Source organism: Actinobacillus porcinus, assembly GCF_901764995.1.
GTDB lineage: Bacteria > Pseudomonadota > Gammaproteobacteria > Enterobacterales > Pasteurellaceae > Exercitatus > Exercitatus porcinus.
Genome location: NZ_CABFKI010000008.1, coordinates 16,153 through 34,013, shown reverse-complemented (window position 1 = coordinate 34,013; position 17,861 = coordinate 16,153). Strand labels below are relative to the sequence as shown.

The 17,861-nt window shown below is 42.3% G+C and carries 16 protein-coding genes; 11 read left to right on the top strand and 5 right to left on the bottom strand.

From position 1 onward, the window contains the following. Positions 1-77: 77 nt before the first annotated feature. Together E7T07_RS07075 and E7T07_RS07070 are read right to left on the bottom strand one after the other, a co-directional pair. Complete coding sequence (locus tag E7T07_RS07075; RefSeq protein WP_135710239.1) at positions 78-401, bottom strand: DMT family transporter; 324 nt, start codon at positions 399-401, stop codon at positions 78-80. Then, positions 398-2,329 carry an ABC transporter ATP-binding protein gene (locus E7T07_RS07070; protein WP_135710237.1) on the bottom strand — a complete coding sequence of 644 codons (1,932 nt, stop codon included), beginning with the start codon at positions 2,327-2,329 and terminating at the stop codon, positions 398-400. The genes E7T07_RS07075 and E7T07_RS07070 overlap by 4 nt, the downstream gene beginning before the upstream one ends. 159 nt (positions 2,330-2,488) lie before the next feature. Here E7T07_RS07070 and E7T07_RS07065 point away from each other — a divergent pair, with 159 nt between their 5' ends. From E7T07_RS07065 to waaF, 10 genes are all read left to right on the top strand, one after another. After that, positions 2,489-2,752 (top strand): type II toxin-antitoxin system Phd/YefM family antitoxin, encoded by a 264-nt coding sequence (locus E7T07_RS07065; RefSeq protein ID WP_135710235.1) that lies wholly within the window; start codon positions 2,489-2,491, stop codon positions 2,750-2,752. Further along, a complete protein-coding gene (locus E7T07_RS07060) occupies positions 2,749-3,153 on the top strand; it encodes a type II toxin-antitoxin system VapC family toxin (RefSeq protein ID WP_135710233.1) in 405 nt (134 codons plus the stop codon). The genes E7T07_RS07065 and E7T07_RS07060 overlap by 4 nt, the downstream gene beginning before the upstream one ends. 81 nt (positions 3,154-3,234) lie before the next feature. Then, positions 3,235-4,086, top strand: coding sequence for a protease HtpX (gene htpX, locus E7T07_RS07055; RefSeq protein ID WP_135710231.1), 852 nt, complete (start codon positions 3,235-3,237; stop codon positions 4,084-4,086). An 18-nt stretch (positions 4,087-4,104) separates the two neighbouring features. After that, positions 4,105-4,719, top strand: coding sequence for a MarC family protein (locus E7T07_RS07050; protein WP_135710229.1), 615 nt, complete (start codon positions 4,105-4,107; stop codon positions 4,717-4,719). Between the two features lie 211 nt (positions 4,720-4,930). After that, a complete protein-coding gene (gene glpT / locus E7T07_RS07045; RefSeq protein ID WP_135710227.1) occupies positions 4,931-6,376 on the top strand; it encodes a glycerol-3-phosphate transporter in 1,446 nt (481 codons plus the stop codon). An 81-nt stretch (positions 6,377-6,457) separates the two neighbouring features. Then, positions 6,458-7,537 (top strand): glycerophosphodiester phosphodiesterase, encoded by a 1,080-nt coding sequence (glpQ, locus tag E7T07_RS07040; RefSeq protein ID WP_135710225.1) that lies wholly within the window; start codon positions 6,458-6,460, stop codon positions 7,535-7,537. Positions 7,538-7,774: 237 nt separating this feature from the next. Then, the gene (gene glpA, locus E7T07_RS07035; RefSeq protein WP_135710223.1) at positions 7,775-9,454 is read left to right on the top strand and encodes an anaerobic glycerol-3-phosphate dehydrogenase subunit A; all 1,680 of its coding nucleotides are present in this window, start codon (positions 7,775-7,777) and stop codon (positions 9,452-9,454) included. Then, positions 9,444-10,736, top strand: a complete 1,293-nt coding sequence (gene glpB / locus E7T07_RS07030) for a glycerol-3-phosphate dehydrogenase subunit GlpB (protein ID WP_135710221.1) — start codon at positions 9,444-9,446, stop codon at positions 10,734-10,736. Before glpA ends, glpB begins: the two co-directional genes overlap by 11 nt. A 10-nt stretch (positions 10,737-10,746) precedes the next feature. Further along, positions 10,747-12,024 carry an anaerobic glycerol-3-phosphate dehydrogenase subunit GlpC gene (glpC, locus tag E7T07_RS07025; protein ID WP_135710219.1) on the top strand — a complete coding sequence of 426 codons (1,278 nt, stop codon included), beginning with the start codon at positions 10,747-10,749 and terminating at the stop codon, positions 12,022-12,024. A 233-nt stretch (positions 12,025-12,257) separates the two neighbouring features. Continuing rightward, entirely contained in the window at positions 12,258-13,301 is a 1,044-nt protein-coding gene (gene waaF, locus E7T07_RS07020) for a lipopolysaccharide heptosyltransferase II (protein WP_135710217.1), read from the top strand. A gap of 157 nt (positions 13,302-13,458) precedes the next feature. Here waaF and E7T07_RS07015 read toward each other — a convergent pair whose 3' ends face one another. From E7T07_RS07015 to E7T07_RS07005, 3 genes are read right to left on the bottom strand one after another with little or no spacing between them, the layout of a single operon-like run. Continuing rightward, positions 13,459-14,790 carry a chloride channel protein gene (locus tag E7T07_RS07015; protein ID WP_425455037.1) on the bottom strand — a complete coding sequence of 444 codons (1,332 nt, stop codon included), beginning with the start codon at positions 14,788-14,790 and terminating at the stop codon, positions 13,459-13,461. A 38-nt stretch (positions 14,791-14,828) separates the two neighbouring features. Continuing rightward, the gene (gene crcB, locus E7T07_RS07010) at positions 14,829-15,209 is read right to left on the bottom strand and encodes a fluoride efflux transporter CrcB (protein ID WP_135710213.1); all 381 of its coding nucleotides are present in this window, start codon (positions 15,207-15,209) and stop codon (positions 14,829-14,831) included. A 15-nt stretch (positions 15,210-15,224) separates the two neighbouring features. After that, a complete protein-coding gene (locus E7T07_RS07005) occupies positions 15,225-16,043 on the bottom strand; it encodes a Cof-type HAD-IIB family hydrolase (protein ID WP_135710211.1) in 819 nt (272 codons plus the stop codon). Positions 16,044-16,190: 147 nt separating this feature from the next. Between E7T07_RS07005 and ilvG the strand changes: the two genes are divergently transcribed. Beyond that, positions 16,191-17,846, top strand: a complete 1,656-nt coding sequence (gene ilvG / locus E7T07_RS07000; RefSeq protein ID WP_135710209.1) for an acetolactate synthase 2 catalytic subunit — start codon at positions 16,191-16,193, stop codon at positions 17,844-17,846. Positions 17,847-17,861 lie beyond the last annotated feature (15 nt).

Genomic DNA, 17,861 nt, shown 5'->3' with positions numbered 1-17,861 from the left:
GTTTCGACAAGCTCAACGAACGTTTTGTTGAATTGCAAAAAAAAAAAGCGATGATATCACCGCTTTTTTCTTTAATTTTAATGAGTTGAATAGAGATTTATCACTAACACACCCGCCAAGATCAAAGCTATGCCAATAAATCCGGCGAGATCTAATTTTTGCCCAAAGACAAAATAACCAACGATTGCCGTGAGTATAATGCCCACTCCGGACCAAACCGCATAAACAATGCCAATAGGTAAGGTTTTAGCAATAATGGAAAGTAAATAAAGGGCGCAAACAAAGGCGATGATAGCAACCAATGTTGGTAAGGGTTTGGTAAATCCTTCGCTGGCTTTTATACAATTTGTCCCGGTAACTTCGATCATAATGGCGAAAGCTAATAAGATCCATGGGTTCATTCTTGTGCTCCTAATATTTGTTCCAATTGATCCTGCGCATCAAGCCAATCCATTTCCACTTGTTCCAACGCTTGCTTTGTTTTAACTTGATCCACTAAAAGTGCGGTGAGTTTTTCTTTGTTTTCAGCATGATAAATTGCATTATCGGAAAGCAGATTTTCAATTTCCGCTAATTGTGCAGACAGGGTTTCCATTTGCTTTTCAAATTGCGTAATTTGCTTACGTAAGGGGGCAGTTTGTTGACGCAATTCCGCTTCACGGCGTTTTTGTTCTTTTCGATTTTGACTTGAATTTTCGTTTTCTGTTTTCAAACCATCTTCATTTTTTACCGCACTTTTTTCTTGCCCATTGATGTCATTCAACCATTTGGCGTAATCCTCTAAATCTCCACGGAATTCTTCTACTTGCTTATCGTGCACAAGATAAAATTCTTCTACGGTATTGCGCAATAAATGGCGATCATGGGAAACCACCACCAAGGATCCTTGATAATCCACTAAAGCTTCCGTTAAAGCTTGGCGCATATCCAAATCTAAATGGTTAGTGGGTTCATCGAGTAACAGTAAATTTGGGCGTTGCCAAACGATCAAGGCCAATACCAAACGGGCTTTTTCGCCCCCTGAAAATTGCTTCACCGGATCTTTCACTTTATCGCCGTGAAAATCAAAACTGCCTAAATAATTGCGTAATTCTTGTTCCGTTTGCTGGGGGGCCAGTTTTTGTAAATGCCAAAGGGCACTTTCTTCAGCGCGTAAGGTTTCTAATTGATGTTGTGCAAAATAACCCAATTGAACCCCTTTCGCCAATTGAACGGTTCCCGAAAGTGCGGTCAATTCTTGGGCTAAAAGTTTGATTAATGTGGATTTACCCGCGCCATTTTTACCTAACAACCCAATGCGCGAACCGGGCACTAAATTGAGTTTGATTTTAGATAAAATTTCCACCGCACTTTCGCCTGTTCCATAACCCGCGCTGGCTTTGTCGATCATCACCAAGGGATTTGGCAAAGATAAGGGCTCACGGAAAGAAAAGGTAAACGGATTATCCACGTGAGCAGGGGCGATGAGCTCCATTCGTTCTAAGGCTTTCATACGACTTTGCGCTTGTTTCGCTTTGGTGGCTTTGGCTTTAAAACGGTCGATATATTTTTGCAAATGGGCTATTTTTTCTTGTTGTTGACGGAAAAGTGCGGTCTGTTGTGACAATTTTTCCGCCCGTTGCAGCTCAAAACTTGAATAATCGCCGGTGTATTCATTCAATTTTTGATTTTCAATATGAATAATTTTATTCACGATAGGATCAAGAAAATCGCGGTCGTGGGAAATTAATACCAATGTCCCTTGATATTGCACCAACCAGCGTTCCAACCAAATTACCGCGTCTAAATCCAAATGGTTAGTGGGTTCGTCCAACAATAATAAATCCGAAGGGCAAAGCAATGCTTGCGCTAAATTTAACCGCATTCGCCAACCGCCCGAAAAGGATTTCACCGGGCGCGAAAGTTCTTCTTGCGAAAAACCTAAGCCATTTAATAATGCTGCGGCGCGAGATTGAATGGTCCAAGCATCAATGACATCCAGTTGTCCGTGAATTCGCGCAATAGCATTGCCGTCATTTTGTTGATTTGCTTGTGCTAATTCTTGTTGCAAACGGGTATAAGTGCGGTCGCCTTCAATGACATAATCTAGGGCAGACATATCTAGCGCAGGGGTTTCTTGATTTACCCAAGACACTGCCCAATTTAAGGGATAGCTGACTTCGCCCCCTTCAGGTTGCATTTCTTTTTTGAGTAAGGAAAACAGAGAGGATTTACCACAACCATTTTTTCCCACCAAACCCACTTTTTGTTTTGGGTTAATGGTGGCATTAGCATTATCAAGCAGCAAATTTTGCCCACGTTTTAGGGATAAATTAGAAAATAAAATCATAATAATCAGAGTTTATACAGAAAATGAGCGTTATTTTCCTTGTTTATGGGGATTTTGCAAGTGTATTAGGTCAAAGGAAAATCAATGTAAATATTCCTTGAGTAAAGAGTAAAATAAGAATAGACTAACTATATGGACTAAGTTTAAAAAGAAGGCTTTATGTTGATACAATCCGCTGAGAATGTAAATATTCACGAAGCAAAAACTCATTTTTCACGCCTTGTTGACGAAGTGAAGCGTTTTGGTAAGCCGATTGTTATTGCTAAATCAGGTAAACCGCAAGTGAAAATTGTGCCGTTGGATAATGTGCCAAATGGAAGCCGTTTTGGTTTTATGAAAAATCAATCGGTAAATATTCCTGAAAATTTTGACCGCTTATATGAAGATGAAATCGCGGCGATGTTTGAGGGAAAAAGTGAATGAAGTTGTTATTAGATAGCCATATTTTGCTTTGGCTTGCTTGGGATAAAAAAGAGTTTTTATCACCGCAAGCAGTGGAGTTGTTGGATGATACTAACAATGAACTTTATTTTAGTTTAGCGAGTTTATGGGAAATTGCGATTAAATCTAGCTTGGGTAAACCTGATTTTGATATTGATGTAGCAGCATTGGCGCGCGGGTTAGTTGATGTAGGCTGTCGAGCCGTAGCCATTGATGTACCACATATTTTAAAACAATCTCAATTGCCCTTTATTCATAAAGATCCTTTTGATCGTTTATTGATAGCGCAAGCAGAAGTGGAAAATTTGTTTTTTATTACTGCGGATACGATGATTTTGAAATATCAAAAACCATATATTCTTGATGCAAGAAAAATGGCTTAGTTTTTGAGCTTTTTATTGAAAGATAAACAAATTCTATTTAAGAAAATTTATCCCATATTTTAACTTTGGAGAACGATTTGTATGATGAGAATAATGCTTTTCCTTGCGACAAACTTTGCCGTAATGATTGTATTAGGGATTATTTTAAGCGTAACAGGTATTGCTGGTAATAGTACTGGCGGTATTTTAATTATGTCTATGCTTTTCGGTTTTGCCGGTTCATTGATTTCATTATTTATGTCAAAAACGCTCGCGTTGAAATCCGTAGGTGCTGAAATTATTACCACTCCGCGTAATGATGCTGAACGTTGGTTAGTTGAAACTGTTACACGCCAATCCAAACAAGCCGGTATTCCTATGCCTGATGTGGCAATTTATTATTCTGCTGATGTAAATGCTTTTGCCACAGGTGCGACAAAAAATAATTCCTTAGTGGCTGTTAGTAGTGGTTTATTGAATGTCATGACAAAAGATGAAGCAGAAGCAGTGTTAGCTCATGAAGTCTCTCATATTGCAAATGGTGATATGGTGACAATGACTTTATTACAGGGGGTATTAAATACCTTTGTGATCTTTTTATCTCGCATTATTGCTAGCGTAGTAGCCAATGGGCGAAATAGTGATAACGAAGAAGGTCAACATTCGGGAACTTATTTCTTAGTCTCTATGGTGCTTGAAATTGTATTTGGCGTATTAGCGACCATTATTGCAATGTGGTTTTCTCGTTATCGTGAATTCCGTGCCGATGCAGGTTCTGCCCAATTAGTGGGTAAAGAAAAAATGATTGCAGCTTTGGAACGTTTACAACGCGTTCATTCGCCAGAAGAATTACCGGGTTCATTAAATGCCATGATGATTAATGGTAAAGCTAAAGAGTTTTTTATGAGTCATCCACCATTAGAAAAACGTATCGCTGTATTGAGAAACTTATAAAGTTTAGGTGGTTTGGTCATGTTTGATTCATTAATGGTGCAATTTGTCGTACTTTGGGCTGTGATCGATCCCATTGGTTCGATTCCTGTTTATTTAACAAAGACAATTCGTCTGTCGGAAGAAGATCGGCGGAAAGTTGCCTTAAAATCGGTCATTATTGCCGGTGGTATTTTGCTGTTTTTCTTGGTGGTAGCGCAGGGATTATTTGAAGCCATGCAAATTCCCTTGAGTGCCTTCCAAATTGCGGGCGGTTTGGTCTTGTTTATTTTTGCCTTAACCATGATTTTTGGCGAAAGTAAACCTGAGCATGAGATTAAAATGAGTACCAATCTAAATGAACTGGCGGTTTATCCGCTTGCCGTCCCGTCCATTGCTTCACCCGGTGCGATGATGGCTATTGTGTTGTTAACGGATAATCATCGTTTTAGTTTTACTGATCAGGTTATTACCACTTTGATTATGTTATCGGTATTGTTGATCACCTATTTGTTATTTTTAGTCGCAAACCGAATTCAGCGGCTTATCGGGATGACGGGAGCGGCGGTCATTAGTCGGGTTATGGGATTAATTTTGGCTGCTGTGGCGGTGAATAATGTGCTGGTAGGCTTCCACGATTATTTTATTCAACAGTAAATAGCATTTAGATAAAAGATTAAAGCGCGGTCAAAAAGATAATAAATTTTGACCGCACTTTATTTTTATTTGTGACGCACTTCACAATTCTTGATAAATGAAGTTTGTGAAAGTTTTATTTTGAACTATATTACCCCGCAGCAAACACAGCGGTTTGGGTTTTTCGCATAAAAAAGACCCGAGTGTTAAATTTATGAACTAGGAGTTTATTATGTTTGGTCCATTTAAACCGGCTCCACATATCGCGGAGCTACCTGCAGACAAAGTTGATGCAAGGTATAAATTTTTACGTTGGCAAGTTTTTGCAGGGATTTTCTTTGGTTATGCCGCTTATTACTTTGTGCGTGCAAACTTCGATTTGGCGCAAAAAGGGTTAATTGAAGCGGGTATGTATAATAAAGCTGAGCTTGGTATTATCGGTACCGGTGCAGGTTTGGCTTATGGTTTATCTAAATTCGTGATGGCAGGGATGTCTGACCGTTCTAACCCGAAAGTTTTCTTACCATTCGGTTTGTTACTTTCAGGTCTTTGTATGACCATGATGGGGTTAATGCCTTGGGCAACGTCCGGTATTGCGGTTATGTTCGTGATGATTTTCTTAAACGGTTGGTTCCAAGGTATGGGATGGCCACCGTGCGGACGTACCATGGTTCACTGGTGGTCTAAATCTGAACGCGGTACTATCGTGTCTATTTGGAACTGTGCGCACAATGTGGGTGGTATGGTTCCAGGTGCGATGGTGTTATTAGCTTCTGCCATTTATTTCAGTGAAACAGGGGTTCACGCTACAGCGAAAGATGTATGGCAACAAGCCTTATACTATCCGGGTATCGCTGCTATGATTGCTGCAATTCCTGTGTATTTCGTGATGAAAGATACACCGCAATCTTGTGGTTTACCGCCGGTTGAAAAATGGCGTAACGATTATCCAGATGACTATAACGAAAAAACCTACGAACACGATTTATCTACAAAAGAAATTTTTGTGACTTATGTGTTAAAAAACAAATTGTTATGGTACATCGCGATTGCTAACGTATTCGTTTACTTAATCCGTTATGGCGTATTGAAATGGTCACCGGTTTATCTTGGCGAAGTGAAACACTTCAACATCAAAGGTACTGCTTGGGCATATACCATTTATGAATTAGCGGCCATTCCGGGTACATTATTATGTGGTTGGGTATCGGATAAAGTATTCAAAGGTAAACGTGGTTTAACCGGTTTCATCTTCATGATTTTAACTACGATTGCTGTAGTAGCGTTATGGAAAAACCCGGCAACACCTGAAGCGGAAATGGCACAATATGCCGGTCATGCTTGGTATGAAAACCCATATCAATTAACCGACTTTATCTTAATGACCACAATCGGTTTCTTAATCTATGGTCCTGTTATGTTAATCGGTTTACATGCTCTTGAGTTAGCACCGAAAAAAGCGGCAGGTACATCAGCAGGTTTTACCGGTTTATTTGGTTATCTTGGTGGCACGGTTTCTGCATCAGCAGTTGTTGGTTGGGCAGCAGAATACTACGGCTGGGATGGCGGTTTCTATGTGATGATTGCCGGTGGTGTATTAGCCGTATTGCTCATGCTTATCGTTATGCTTGAAGAAGGCAAACATAAAGCGAAATTAGGCGATCATTACGGTAAATAGTATTGATATCCGTAAAGGTGGGTTTTATGCCCACCTTTTATTTCAATAAGTCAATGACATTTCATGTTAAAAGGATATGGTATGAAATTAAAAACGGTATTTTCACTCGTTGCATTAGCAACAATAACCGCTTGTTCTAATCAGGCACAAGTACAGCAAATGAGTAATAAAGATAAATTGGTGATCGCTCATCGTGGCGCGAGTGGTTATTTGCCAGAACATACTTTAGAAAGTAAAGCCCTTGCGTTTGGTCAAAAAGCCGATTATTTAGAACAAGATTTAGCTATGACGAAAGATAACAAATTAATTGTTATCCATGATCATTTTTTAGATGGTTTAACCGATGTGGCGAAGAAATTTCCAAATCGTGCACGTAAAGATGGACGTTTCTATGTGGCTGATTTTACTTTAAAAGAAATTAAAACCCTTGAAATGACAGAAAACTTTAAGGTGGAAAAGGGTAAACAAGTTCAGGTTTATCCAAACCGTTTCCCAATGTGGAAGTCACATTTTACGATCCATACTTTTGAAGAAGAACTTGAGTTTATTCAGGGATTAGAAAAATCAACAGGTAAAAAAATTGGTATTTATCCTGAAATCAAAGCCCCTTGGTTACATCATCAAGAAGGCAAAGATATTGCATTAGAAACCTTAAAAGTATTGAAAAAATACGGTTATGATAGCAAAGATGATTTAGTTTATTTACAAACCTTTGATTTCAATGAATTAAAACGCATTAAAACAGAATTATTGCCTAAATTGGGTATGGATTTGAAATTAGTTCAACTTGTAGCATATACCGATTGGCATGAAACGGAAGAAAAAAATGCGCAGGGTAAATGGGTCAACTATGATTATGACTGGATGCACAAAGCAGGTGCAATGGCTGAAATTGCTAAATATGCTGATGGCGTAGGCCCAGGTTGGTATATGTTGGTGGATGATAAAAATTCTAAGTTAGGTGATATTAAATACACGCCAATGGTACAGGATATTGCTCAAAACAAATTAGAATTACATCCATACACCGTGCGTAAAGATGCCTTACCTACATTCTTTACCGATGTAAATCAAATGTATGATGCGTTATTTAACAAAGCGGGGGCAACGGGGATTTTCACAGACTTCCCTGATACCGCTGTAGAGTTTTTGAAAAAATAACAAAATAATTTAATGATTAGGGTCTATTTATTGAAAAATAAACAGACCCTAAAGTGCGGTGGAAAAATTCATTATTTTTAACCGCACTTTTTTCATTTATTGTTTATCAAACAAACATTTATTTCAAAATTTCGTGACCTTGTTCACAAAAATTTATTAAATTTAACAGTGATTTTTATTCTAAGTGTAAAATATGCCTAATTATTTTGTCGTAACTTTATTTCTCGTGGGGGCATTATGGTAATGTCATCTCTTTATAAAAATGCGGGTGATTTTTCGCCAATGAGCACAGATGTCATCATTATTGGTGGCGGTGCTACAGGGGCGGGGATTGCTCGTGACTGCGCATTGCGTGGTTTAAAATGTATTTTATTAGAACGCCGTGATATTGCGACTGGGGCGACTGGGCGTAATCACGGGTTATTGCATAGTGGCGGACGTTATGCGGTGAATGACCGTGAGTCGGCTGAAGAATGTATCAAAGAAAATCTTATCTTAAAAAATATTGCGCGCCATTGTATTGACGATACAAAAGGTTTGTTTATTACCTTGCCTGAAGACGATTTAGATTATCAGAAGAAATTTATTCAAGCCTGTACAGATTCGGGTATTGAAGCCGTTGCCATTGATCCGGATTTGGCTCGCTATATGGAACCTTCCGTTAACCCTGATTTAGTGGGCGCGGTGGTGGTGCCTGACGGTTCTATCGACCCATTTCGTTTAACCGCGGCTAATATGATCGATGCTACAGAACATGGAGCCCAAGTTTTTACTTATTGCGAAGTCACAGGATTAATCCGTGAGGGCAATAAAGTCATTGGGGTTAAGGTGTTCGATCACAAAAATCGTATTCAACGTGAATTTTTTGCCCCAATTGTGGTGAATGCTGGCGGTATTTGGGGGCAAGGTATTGCAGAGTATGCGGATCTGAAAATTCGTATGTTCCCAGCCAAAGGCGCATTGTTGGTAATGGGACACCGCATTAACAAAATGGTGATTAACCGTTGCCGCAAGCCTGCGGATGCGGATATTTTAGTGCCTGGGGATACTATTTGTGTGATTGGAACGACTTCAGATCGTATTCCTTATGACCAAATTGATAATATGGAAATCACCCCGGAAGAAGTGGATATTTTATTCCGTGAAGGGGAAAAATTGGCACCAAGCTTGCGCCATACGCGCGTATTGCGTGCGTATGCCGGCGTGCGTCCATTGGTGGCAACGGATGATGACCCGTCAGGTCGTAATGTCAGCCGTGGTATTGTTTTATTGGATCACGCAGAACGAGACGGTTTAGACGGCTTTATTACCATTACCGGCGGTAAATTAATGACTTACCGTTTAATGGCTGAATGGGCAACGGATTTAGTGTGTAAAAAATTGAATGTCAGCAAAAAATGTGAAACTGCGGACCGCACTTTACCGGGTTCAGACGAAAGCCGTGATGAAGTGAATAAAAAAATTGTCAATATTCCGAAAACCATTAGTAGCTCGGCAGTTTATCGCCACGGAACACGCGCCAAACCAATGCTTGAAAATGAACGTTTAGACCGATCATTGGTGTGTGAGTGCGAAGCCGTGACCGCAGGCGAAGTGCGTTATGCGGTAGATAATTTGGATATTAATAATCTCGTAGACTTACGCCGCCGCACGCGTGTGGGCATGGGCACTTGCCAAGCGGAACTTTGTGCTTGTCGTGCTGCCGGGTTAATGGCACGTTTTGAAGTGGCAACGCCACGTCAATCCACTATGCAATTGAATTCCTTTATGGAAGAACGTTGGCGCGGTATTCAACCTATTGCTTGGGGCGAAGCTATGCGCGAAGCGGAATTTACCAGCTGGATTTATCAAAGCCTATTAGGTTTAAATGATGTTCAACCGCAAGCTGTAGAAGGAGTGAACAACAATGAATTTTGATGTGGTGATTATTGGCGGTGGCTTAGCAGGCTTAACTTGCGGCATCGCCTTACAAGAACAGGGTAAACGTTGTGCCATTATCAATAATGGACAAGCGGCAATTGATTTTGCAACAGGTTCCATGGATTTGTTGGCGCGTTTGCCAAATGGCGAAAACGTCACGAATTTTGACCGCGCTTTTGATGCACTCAACGCACAAATGCCAGCGCACCCTTATAGTTTAATCGGTAAATCACGCGTGATTGAAAAAGCCAAAGCCTTTGAGTTGTTGGCGCAAAAATTAAAATTGGGTTTGGTGGGTTCTGTTGAGCAAAATCATCATCGTGTCACCCCATTAGGCGGGTTGCGCGCCACTTGGCTTTCGCCAAACAGCGTGCCAACGGTTATCGCGGACAAACCTTTAAGTTATAAAAGTATTGCCATTTTGGGCATTGAAGGTTATCACGATTTCCAACCGCAATTGTTGGCAGATAACTTACTACAGCAACCACAATTTGCGCATATGTACATTCACACGGGCTTTTTACGTTTGCCTGAGTTAGACTTTTTACGTCAACAATCCCGTGAATTCCGCAGTGTGCATATTGCCCAATCCCTTGAACAAAAAGTGGATTTTAAAGCCTTGTTGCAAGAAATTAAACAAGCGGCAGGCAATGTGGATGCGGTATTTTTGCCTGCTTGTTTTGGTTCGGATAGCCAAGAATTTTTCAACCGTTTACAAGACGGCACAGATTTGCAACTCTTTGAATTGCCAACTCTTCCACCGTCATTATTAGGCGGTCGTCAACATAAAATTTTGCGTCATCGTTTTGAAACCTTAGGCGGAACCATGATGAATGGTGACCGCGCTTTGCGTGCAGAATTTGACGGCAATCGGGTTAAACAAATTTTTACTCAAATTCACGAAAATGAACCAATTTGTGCGGAACATTTTGTGTTGGCTTCGGGCAGCTTTTTCAGCAATGGATTAGTTTCTGAATTTGATGAAATTTATGAACCGATTTTCCGCGTGGATATGGCGCAATCGGAAACCTTTAACCCAACGGATCGCTTCTCTTGGACGCACAAACGTTTTGCTTCGCCACAGCCTTATCAATCGGCTGGTGTGGTGATTAATGAACATTGTCAAACGCAAAAGTGCGGTCAAATTTTAGAAAATTTATATGCGACAGGCATGGTTATTGGTGGCTATAACGGCATTGAATTGGGTTGTGGCTCAGGGGTGGCGGTGGTATCTGCCTTAACCGTTGCCGATGAAATTTTGGCACATTCAGCGCAATAAGGAGACGATGATGAATATTCAAGAACTTATTGCTAAAGCGCAAAAAGAATTACAAACCGCAGTTCATCAACATGAACACGCCGATGAAAGTTTTGAGCAATGCTTAAAATGTACCGCTTGTACCGCCGTTTGCCCGGTCACCAAAGTTAATCCGTTTTACCCGGGACCAAAACAATCGGGGCCTGATGGCGAGCGGTTGCGTTTAAAATCAGCGGATTTCTTTGATGAAGCCTTAAAATACTGCTTAAACTGTAAACGTTGCGAAGTGGCTTGTCCGTCTGATGTGAAAATCGGGGACATTATTGTCCGCGCGCGAAACAAACACATTGACCGCCAACATAAACCGGCGTTACATAAATTGCGCGATGCGATTTTGAGTAACACGGATATTATGGGTTCGCTCAATACCCCGTTAGCACCGATAGTCAATAAAATTACAGGCTTGAAAGCCACGAAATTTTTGCTTGAAAAAACCATTGGTGTAAGCCAACATCGCCAGTTACCAAAATACGCTTTCGGCACATTCCGTAATTGGTATTTGAAAAAAATGGCAGCACAACAAGCGAAATTTGAGCACAAAATTGCCTATTATCATGGTTGTTATGTGAACTATAACAATCCACAATTGGGTAAAGAGTTGATTGATGTGTTCAATGCCTTGGATATTGGCGTTGTATTGCTTGAAAAAGAAAAATGTTGTGGCTTGCCGTTAATGGTCAATAGTTTCCCTGAGCGTGCGAAGAAAATCGCCCAATTCAATACGGATTATATTGAAAAAATGGTGGATGAAAACGGCTTGGATGTCATTGGCGAAGCGTCAAGTTGCACTCTAAATTTACGCGATGAATACCATCATATTTTAGGGATCGACAACGTAAAAGTACGTCCGCATATTCATATGGTTACCCCTTATTTGTTCAAACTCTTTGAACAAGGCAAAAAATTGCCATTGAAACCGCTAAAATTGCGCGTGGCATATCATACTGCTTGCCATGTGGAAAAAGCAGGTTGGGCACCTTACACCTTGGAAGTGCTTAAACAAATTCCAGGGCTTGAAGTGGTGATGTTGCCAAGTCAATGCTGTGGTATTGCAGGGACTTACGGTTTCAAAGCAGAAAACTACGAAAGCTCGCAAGCGATTGGTAAAACGCTGTTTGAAAATATCAATTCAGGCGGGTTTGATTATGTGGTTTCTGAATGTCAAACCTGTAAATGGCAAATTGACATGTCGAGCAATGTAACCTGCATTCACCCAATAACCTTGCTGGCAATGGCGTTAGAGCGGTAAAATCGGATAACGTTCATCTGTGAGAACCAACCTAGCACGAGCCGTGCTAGGTTTTTTAAGCCTAGCCCCGCTGGGGCTAAATGAAAGAGCCGCAGCGCGGCTCAGATTAAGTAGCCCTATACGGCTCGTATAGGGCTTTTCAATGCTTGCTATTCATTCCCATTTGTGACTTGCAACAAAACTCAAGTGCGGTCAAAATAGCAAAGATTTTTAACCGTACATTAAGTTAAATTATGAATATATTAATCATCGGCCCATCTTGGGTTGGCGATATGATGATGTCGCACAGCTTATATCAAGCCCTAAAAAAACAATACCCCGATTGCGAAATTGATGTTCTCGCGCCTAACTGGTGCAAACCGTTGCTCGCGCGAATGCCTGAAGTGCGCAACGCCATTGAAATGCCCATCGGTCATGGTGTGTTTAATTTAGCACAACGCTACAAAATCGGAAAATCCCTGCGTCATCAATATGATATGGCAATCGTATTGCCCAACTCATTAAAATCCGCCTTTATTCCGTTTTTCGCCAAAATTGCCTTACGCCGCGGTTGGAAAGGAGAAAGCCGTTATTTCTTTTTAAACGATTTGCGCAACAACAAAACCGATTACCCAATGATGGTGCAACGCTACGTAGCGCTTGCCTATGAAAAAGGCAACATTCCAAAAGCCGAAGATTTGCCTATTGCCAAACCCTATTTAGCAGTCAATGACCAACAGGTCGCGCAAACCTTAAAAACCTTTGAAAAACAAACCGCACTTGCGGAAAATCGCCCAGCCATTGGCTTTTGCCCGGGGGCAGAATTTGGCCCGGCAAAACGCTGGCCCCATTATCATTACGCCAAATTAGCGCAAATGCTCATTGAAAAAGGTTACAGCATCCGTTTATTTGGTTCTGCCAAAGATACGGAAGTGGGCGAACAAATTCGCCAAACTCTGCCCGAAAACCTACGCCATTATTGCGTAAATTTAGCCGGGCAAACCCAACTAAATCAAGCGGTTGATTTAATTTACGATTGCGTTGCCATGGTCACCAACGACAGCGGTTTAATGCACATCGCCGCCGCCGTAAACCGCCCATTAGTTGCCGTTTACGGCCCAACCAGCCCCCAATACACACCGCCCCTATCAGACAAAGCGGTCATCATCCGTTTAATCGAAGGCGGCTTAATCAAAATCCGCAAAGGCAAAGACAGCACCGAAGGCTATCACCAAAGTTTAATTGATATTACACCGGAGATGGTGTGGGAAAAATTGGAAGGGTTGTTGGGGGCATAAAATAATACAACACTCATAATAGAAGAAGCCTGTGACTTGTATGTCGGTTGCTTTAACTGATCAAATGAAAATAACGTACACAAGAAAAGTGTGTTTTATGTGCATATCGGAATAACATACACAAGAAATCCCAATTTCTTGTGTATGTTTTTTTATATCACTTCGTCTCTTCTCGAACCCGTTGGCGAAAACGGGCGGCAGCGAAGTGGTAGAATGGTTTTGGCATAATTTGACGTGAGACGAAAGAAGCGATTAGTGCACCGATGAGCGACCAAATTAATGCGGGTTGGGTGCCGGTCATTTCCATGACCACTACGCTGGCGGTGAGCGGTGATTGGGTGGCGCCGGCGAGAAAACCTGCCATACATAACAAAACGAGCAAACGTTGATCGACTAATCCACCGGTTAAGCTGTGAATGTGCGCGCCAATGCCTGCGCCAACGGTTAAGGATGGGGTGAAGATACCGCCTGCAATGCCTGTCCAGTAGGTGCCTACGGTGGCAAAGAGTTTGGCGATGCCTACCGCTTCGGGGGAAATAGGTTGTCCGTCTAGGGCGTTGGCGACAACGTGGTAGCCTGTACCGTAGGTTTGTCCGTTGGTATAAGCGCCAAGTGCGGCGAGAATTAAGCCTAAAATACAGGCAACATAAATGGGATGACGGCGTACCCAACCGCGCATGAATTGTGGGCAAACGCCTGCGGCGCCTTTGGCTAAAAGTTTGGCAAAAAGCCCACCGAAAATGCCGCAAACTACGCCACAAATCAATATCCACATCAGCATATTCGGAATATGATACGCGCCTTGATATTGTGGGAAATAAGGGCTATTGCCTTGAATGGCGACCAAAATAAAACCGGCGGCTAACACCCCTAATAACACCCGTCTTTCCCAGCGCAATAACACGCCGCGCCCGATTTCTTCAATGGCGAAAATCACGCCGGCTAAAGGCGCGTTAAAAGCGGCCGCTAAGCCACCGCCGGCACCGGTTGCCATTAATTCATTTGCGCTCAAACCTGTAAAGGCAATGCCATAACGGCGACATAAATTTCCCCACGCGAGCATCACTGCTGCGCCTACTTGTACGGAAGGGCCTTCGCGCCCAACGGATGCGCCAATGCACATGGCGAAAAACGTGAGCGGAATTTTCCATAAGGTTTGTACAAATTGCAGCAAGCGATTTTTTTGCGCGCCATAGGGCAAACTTAAGGACGCGATGACTTGGGGAATACCGCTGCCTGAAACATAAGGCGTATATTTTGGGGTAAACCAAGCCAGTAACATTAAGCCCAAGGGCAACACAAACCAAGGTGCAAGGGGATATTTTGCTGACCAATGGGCGTTCCATTCCAGCCCCCAATCCGCTAATTTGGCGAAACCTAGAGACGATAATGCCACTAAGGCGGCGCCAATTAATAAGCAGCTGAATTCAATGGATTTGCGTGAAATTCGGTTGCTTTGACGCAGTTTTTTGTGAATAAAAAAGCGCATTTTGGCGCGAAACGAGATTGGTTTTTGATGATGTTCTGTCATTTAAGCGCGATGCCTGTGAGATAAATGCCAATAAAGGTACAGAGTAAACAGCCAAACAAATGCAGCCCAATAATCCCGAGACTTTCCGCTATTCGTCCGTTCAGCATATTTTCCATCACTTCCGCGGAAAAGGAAGAAAAAGTGGTTAAACTGCCCAGAAAACCGGTGACCAAAAATAATTTGGCAGACGCGCTAATAGTGGGAAATTGCCAAAATAGTGCGGTGAAAATGCCGATAATCAAGCAGCCGAGATAATTTGCCACAAGTGTACCAAAAGCAAGGGGGTTAAACAGCGGATTCAGCCAAAGCCCTAAACCCCAACGTAGCGATGCGCCTAGGGCGGCACCGCTACTGATAAGCAAAAGAGATTGCCACATTAAGTGATTCTCGCATTAGTAAATGCCAAATACCGCGCGCACGTAACTTGCTACGGATTCATGGGTATTTAAGCCGATTTGTTCCGCATCAGGCAACAGGGTTTTTAAGCGCGGATCCGCGTTGCCCATCACTAAACCTTTGCCCACTTCACTTAACATTTCCACATCATTTAAGCCGTCACCAAAGGCGATACAATCGCTTAATTGGTAATCTTTATGCGCTACCCATTGTACAAGTGCGGTGGCTTTTGACACATTTTTATTCATCACTTCAAGGCATTGTGGCGTAGAGTAAATAATTGAAGTGCGGTCGCCGTATTTTTCTTTTAGGCGTTGTTCCAAGGGCAATAAATCTTCTAAGGTTTTGCCGATGAAAAAGACTTTTTGTGTATTGCGGCCATGATGTTGACTAAAATCCACCACTTGATAGCTAAACCCTGAATCTTTGTGGTATTTGTTTAAACTTGGCACATCTGTATTGATAAACCAATCGTCCCCTTGATAGGTGTTTAAGCAAATTCGTTTGTTATCAAATGCTTCTTGCATAATATCAAAAGCAAGATCTTCGGGCAGGTAGTTGCTATAAAGCAATTCCCCTTTGAGATTGTGCACTTCTGCGCCGTTTGACGTCACCATTGCGGCATTTTCAATGTCCATATTTCGTAGTTGCGCCACCACGTCTGCGTAACCGCGCCCTGTGGCTAAAATAATATCCACGCCTTTGCGCGCTAATTTTTCTAAGGTGTCGCGCGTAAAATCGCCTACAACGTGATTGCCGTTTAACAATGTGCCGTCCATATCTGAAACAAACGCACGGAAAGGTAAAGCTGTCATAAATTCTTCCTATGTCCAAAAAATTGTTTGAATTATATCAAAACTTGCCCTAATTTAACCGCACTTAAATCAATAAATGGTAGGAATAACGCGAAATATCGCTATAATGAAACCTTTCAATTTCGCAAACGATTAACAGGATTTTAAATGAACGGTTCAAGATTAGTGACTGAATGCCTAAAAGCCCATGGTGTAACGACAGTGTTTGGTTACCCGGGCGGCGCAATTATGCCTGTCTATGATGCCTTATATGATAGCGGTATTGAGCATTTTCTTTGTCGCAATGAGCAAGGGGCGGCGATGGAAGCCATTGGCTATGCGCGCGCTAAAGCGGACGGCACAGTGGGTGTTTGTATTGCGACATCAGGGCCCGGCGCAACGAATTTAATTACAGGCTTAGGGGATGCGTTAATGGATAGCGTGCCTATTGTTGCTATTACAGGGCAAGTGGGCAGTCCGTTAATCGGGACAGACGCGTTCCAAGAAGCGGATGTGCTTGGTTTATCCCTTGCTTGTACTAAACATAGTTTTATCGTGCAACATATTGATGAGTTGCCGGAAATCATTGCGCAAGCCTTCCAAATTGCCCGCAGCGGTCGCCCCGGTCCTGTGTTAATCGATATTCCGAAAGATGTGCAATTTGCTGAAACGGATTTAATGCCCGTGGTCAAAACGGCGGAAAAACCGACCGCACTTAAACCGGCTTTACTGGAAAGCGCGGTGAAATTATTAAAAGAAGCCAAACGCCCTGTGGTTTATGTAGGCGGTGGTGTGGGAATGGCAAATGCCGTTCCTGCCTTGCGCGCATTTCTTGCCACAACAAAAATTCCCAGTGTCGCCACCTTAAAAGGGCTAGGCGCAATCTTACCTGAAACCCCTTACTATATGGGAATGATTGGCATGCACGGCACCAAAGCCGCTAACTACGCTACGCAAGAAGCGGATTTGTTGATTGTGTTAGGCGCGCGTTTTGATGATCGTGTAACAGGTCACTTAGCCAGCTTTGCCGCGGGTGCAAAAGTGATTCACGCGGATATTGATGCCGCGGAATTAGGCAAATTGCGTAAGCCTGATGTGGCACTTCAAGGCGATTTAAATCAGGTTTTAGCCGCTTTAACCCTTGAGTTAAGTATTGCGCCTTGGCAAGAAGACGTCCAGCGACTAATCAATGATTTCGCGTTTATTTATAAAGAAAATCAAGGGGATAATAATATTAACCCAATGTGGTTGCTACGGACGTTGTCCAATAAAAAAGCCGACAATGCCATTGTGGTGACGGATGTGGGGCAACATCAAATGTGGTCAGCCCAACATATTCAACACAATGCCCCTGAGAACTTTATCAATTCTGCGGGCTTCGGCACCATGGGCTTTGGTTTGCCTGCGGCAATTGGCGCGAAAAAAGCACGTCCACAAGATGACGTGATTTTGGTGACCGGCGATGGTTCAATTATGATGAATATTCAAGAATTGGGCGCGGTAAAATCAGGCAAAGTGCCGGTGAAAATTTTGTTGTTGGATAATCAACGTTTAGGCATGGTGCGTCAATGGCAATCGTTGTTTTTCAAAGGTCGTCATAGTGCCACTATTTTAGATGACAACCCTGATTTCGTCACCTTGGCTAAAGCCTTTGATATTCAAGGCGAACGCATTGAAAAAGCCGGTGAAGTAAACGCTGCCCTAGATCGTTTGCTTGCCTCTGAAAAAGCGTATTTCTTACACGTTTGTATTCACGAAGATGAAAATGTTTGGCCATTGGTGCCGGCGGGCGCGCCAAATACCGAAATGTTAGACAGTCTGTAAAGTGCGGTGATTTTA

Bases quoted from the DNA above. Each gene is read 5' to 3' on its own strand.
- E7T07_RS07075 (WP_135710239.1), bottom strand. From the start codon at position 401: ATGAACCCATGGATCTTATTAGCTTTCGCCATTATGATCGAAGTTACC.
- E7T07_RS07070 (WP_135710237.1), bottom strand. From the start codon at position 2,329: ATGATTTTATTTTCTAATTTATCCCTAAAACGTGGGCAAAATTTGCTG.
- E7T07_RS07065 (WP_135710235.1), top strand. From the start codon at position 2,489: ATGTTGATACAATCCGCTGAGAATGTAAATATTCACGAAGCAAAAACT.
- E7T07_RS07060 (WP_135710233.1), top strand. From the start codon at position 2,749: ATGAAGTTGTTATTAGATAGCCATATTTTGCTTTGGCTTGCTTGGGAT.
- htpX (WP_135710231.1), top strand. From the start codon at position 3,235: ATGATGAGAATAATGCTTTTCCTTGCGACAAACTTTGCCGTAATGATT.
- E7T07_RS07050 (WP_135710229.1), top strand. From the start codon at position 4,105: ATGTTTGATTCATTAATGGTGCAATTTGTCGTACTTTGGGCTGTGATC.
- glpT (WP_135710227.1), top strand. From the start codon at position 4,931: ATGTTTGGTCCATTTAAACCGGCTCCACATATCGCGGAGCTACCTGCA.
- glpQ (WP_135710225.1), top strand. From the start codon at position 6,458: ATGAAATTAAAAACGGTATTTTCACTCGTTGCATTAGCAACAATAACC.
- glpA (WP_135710223.1), top strand. From the start codon at position 7,775: ATGGTAATGTCATCTCTTTATAAAAATGCGGGTGATTTTTCGCCAATG.
- glpB (WP_135710221.1), top strand. From the start codon at position 9,444: ATGAATTTTGATGTGGTGATTATTGGCGGTGGCTTAGCAGGCTTAACT.
- glpC (WP_135710219.1), top strand. From the start codon at position 10,747: ATGAATATTCAAGAACTTATTGCTAAAGCGCAAAAAGAATTACAAACC.
- waaF (WP_135710217.1), top strand. From the start codon at position 12,258: ATGAATATATTAATCATCGGCCCATCTTGGGTTGGCGATATGATGATG.
- E7T07_RS07015 (WP_425455037.1), bottom strand. From the start codon at position 14,790: ATGCGCTTTTTTATTCACAAAAAACTGCGTCAAAGCAACCGAATTTCA.
- crcB (WP_135710213.1), bottom strand. From the start codon at position 15,209: ATGTGGCAATCTCTTTTGCTTATCAGTAGCGGTGCCGCCCTAGGCGCA.
- E7T07_RS07005 (WP_135710211.1), bottom strand. From the start codon at position 16,043: ATGACAGCTTTACCTTTCCGTGCGTTTGTTTCAGATATGGACGGCACA.
- ilvG (WP_135710209.1), top strand. From the start codon at position 16,191: ATGAACGGTTCAAGATTAGTGACTGAATGCCTAAAAGCCCATGGTGTA.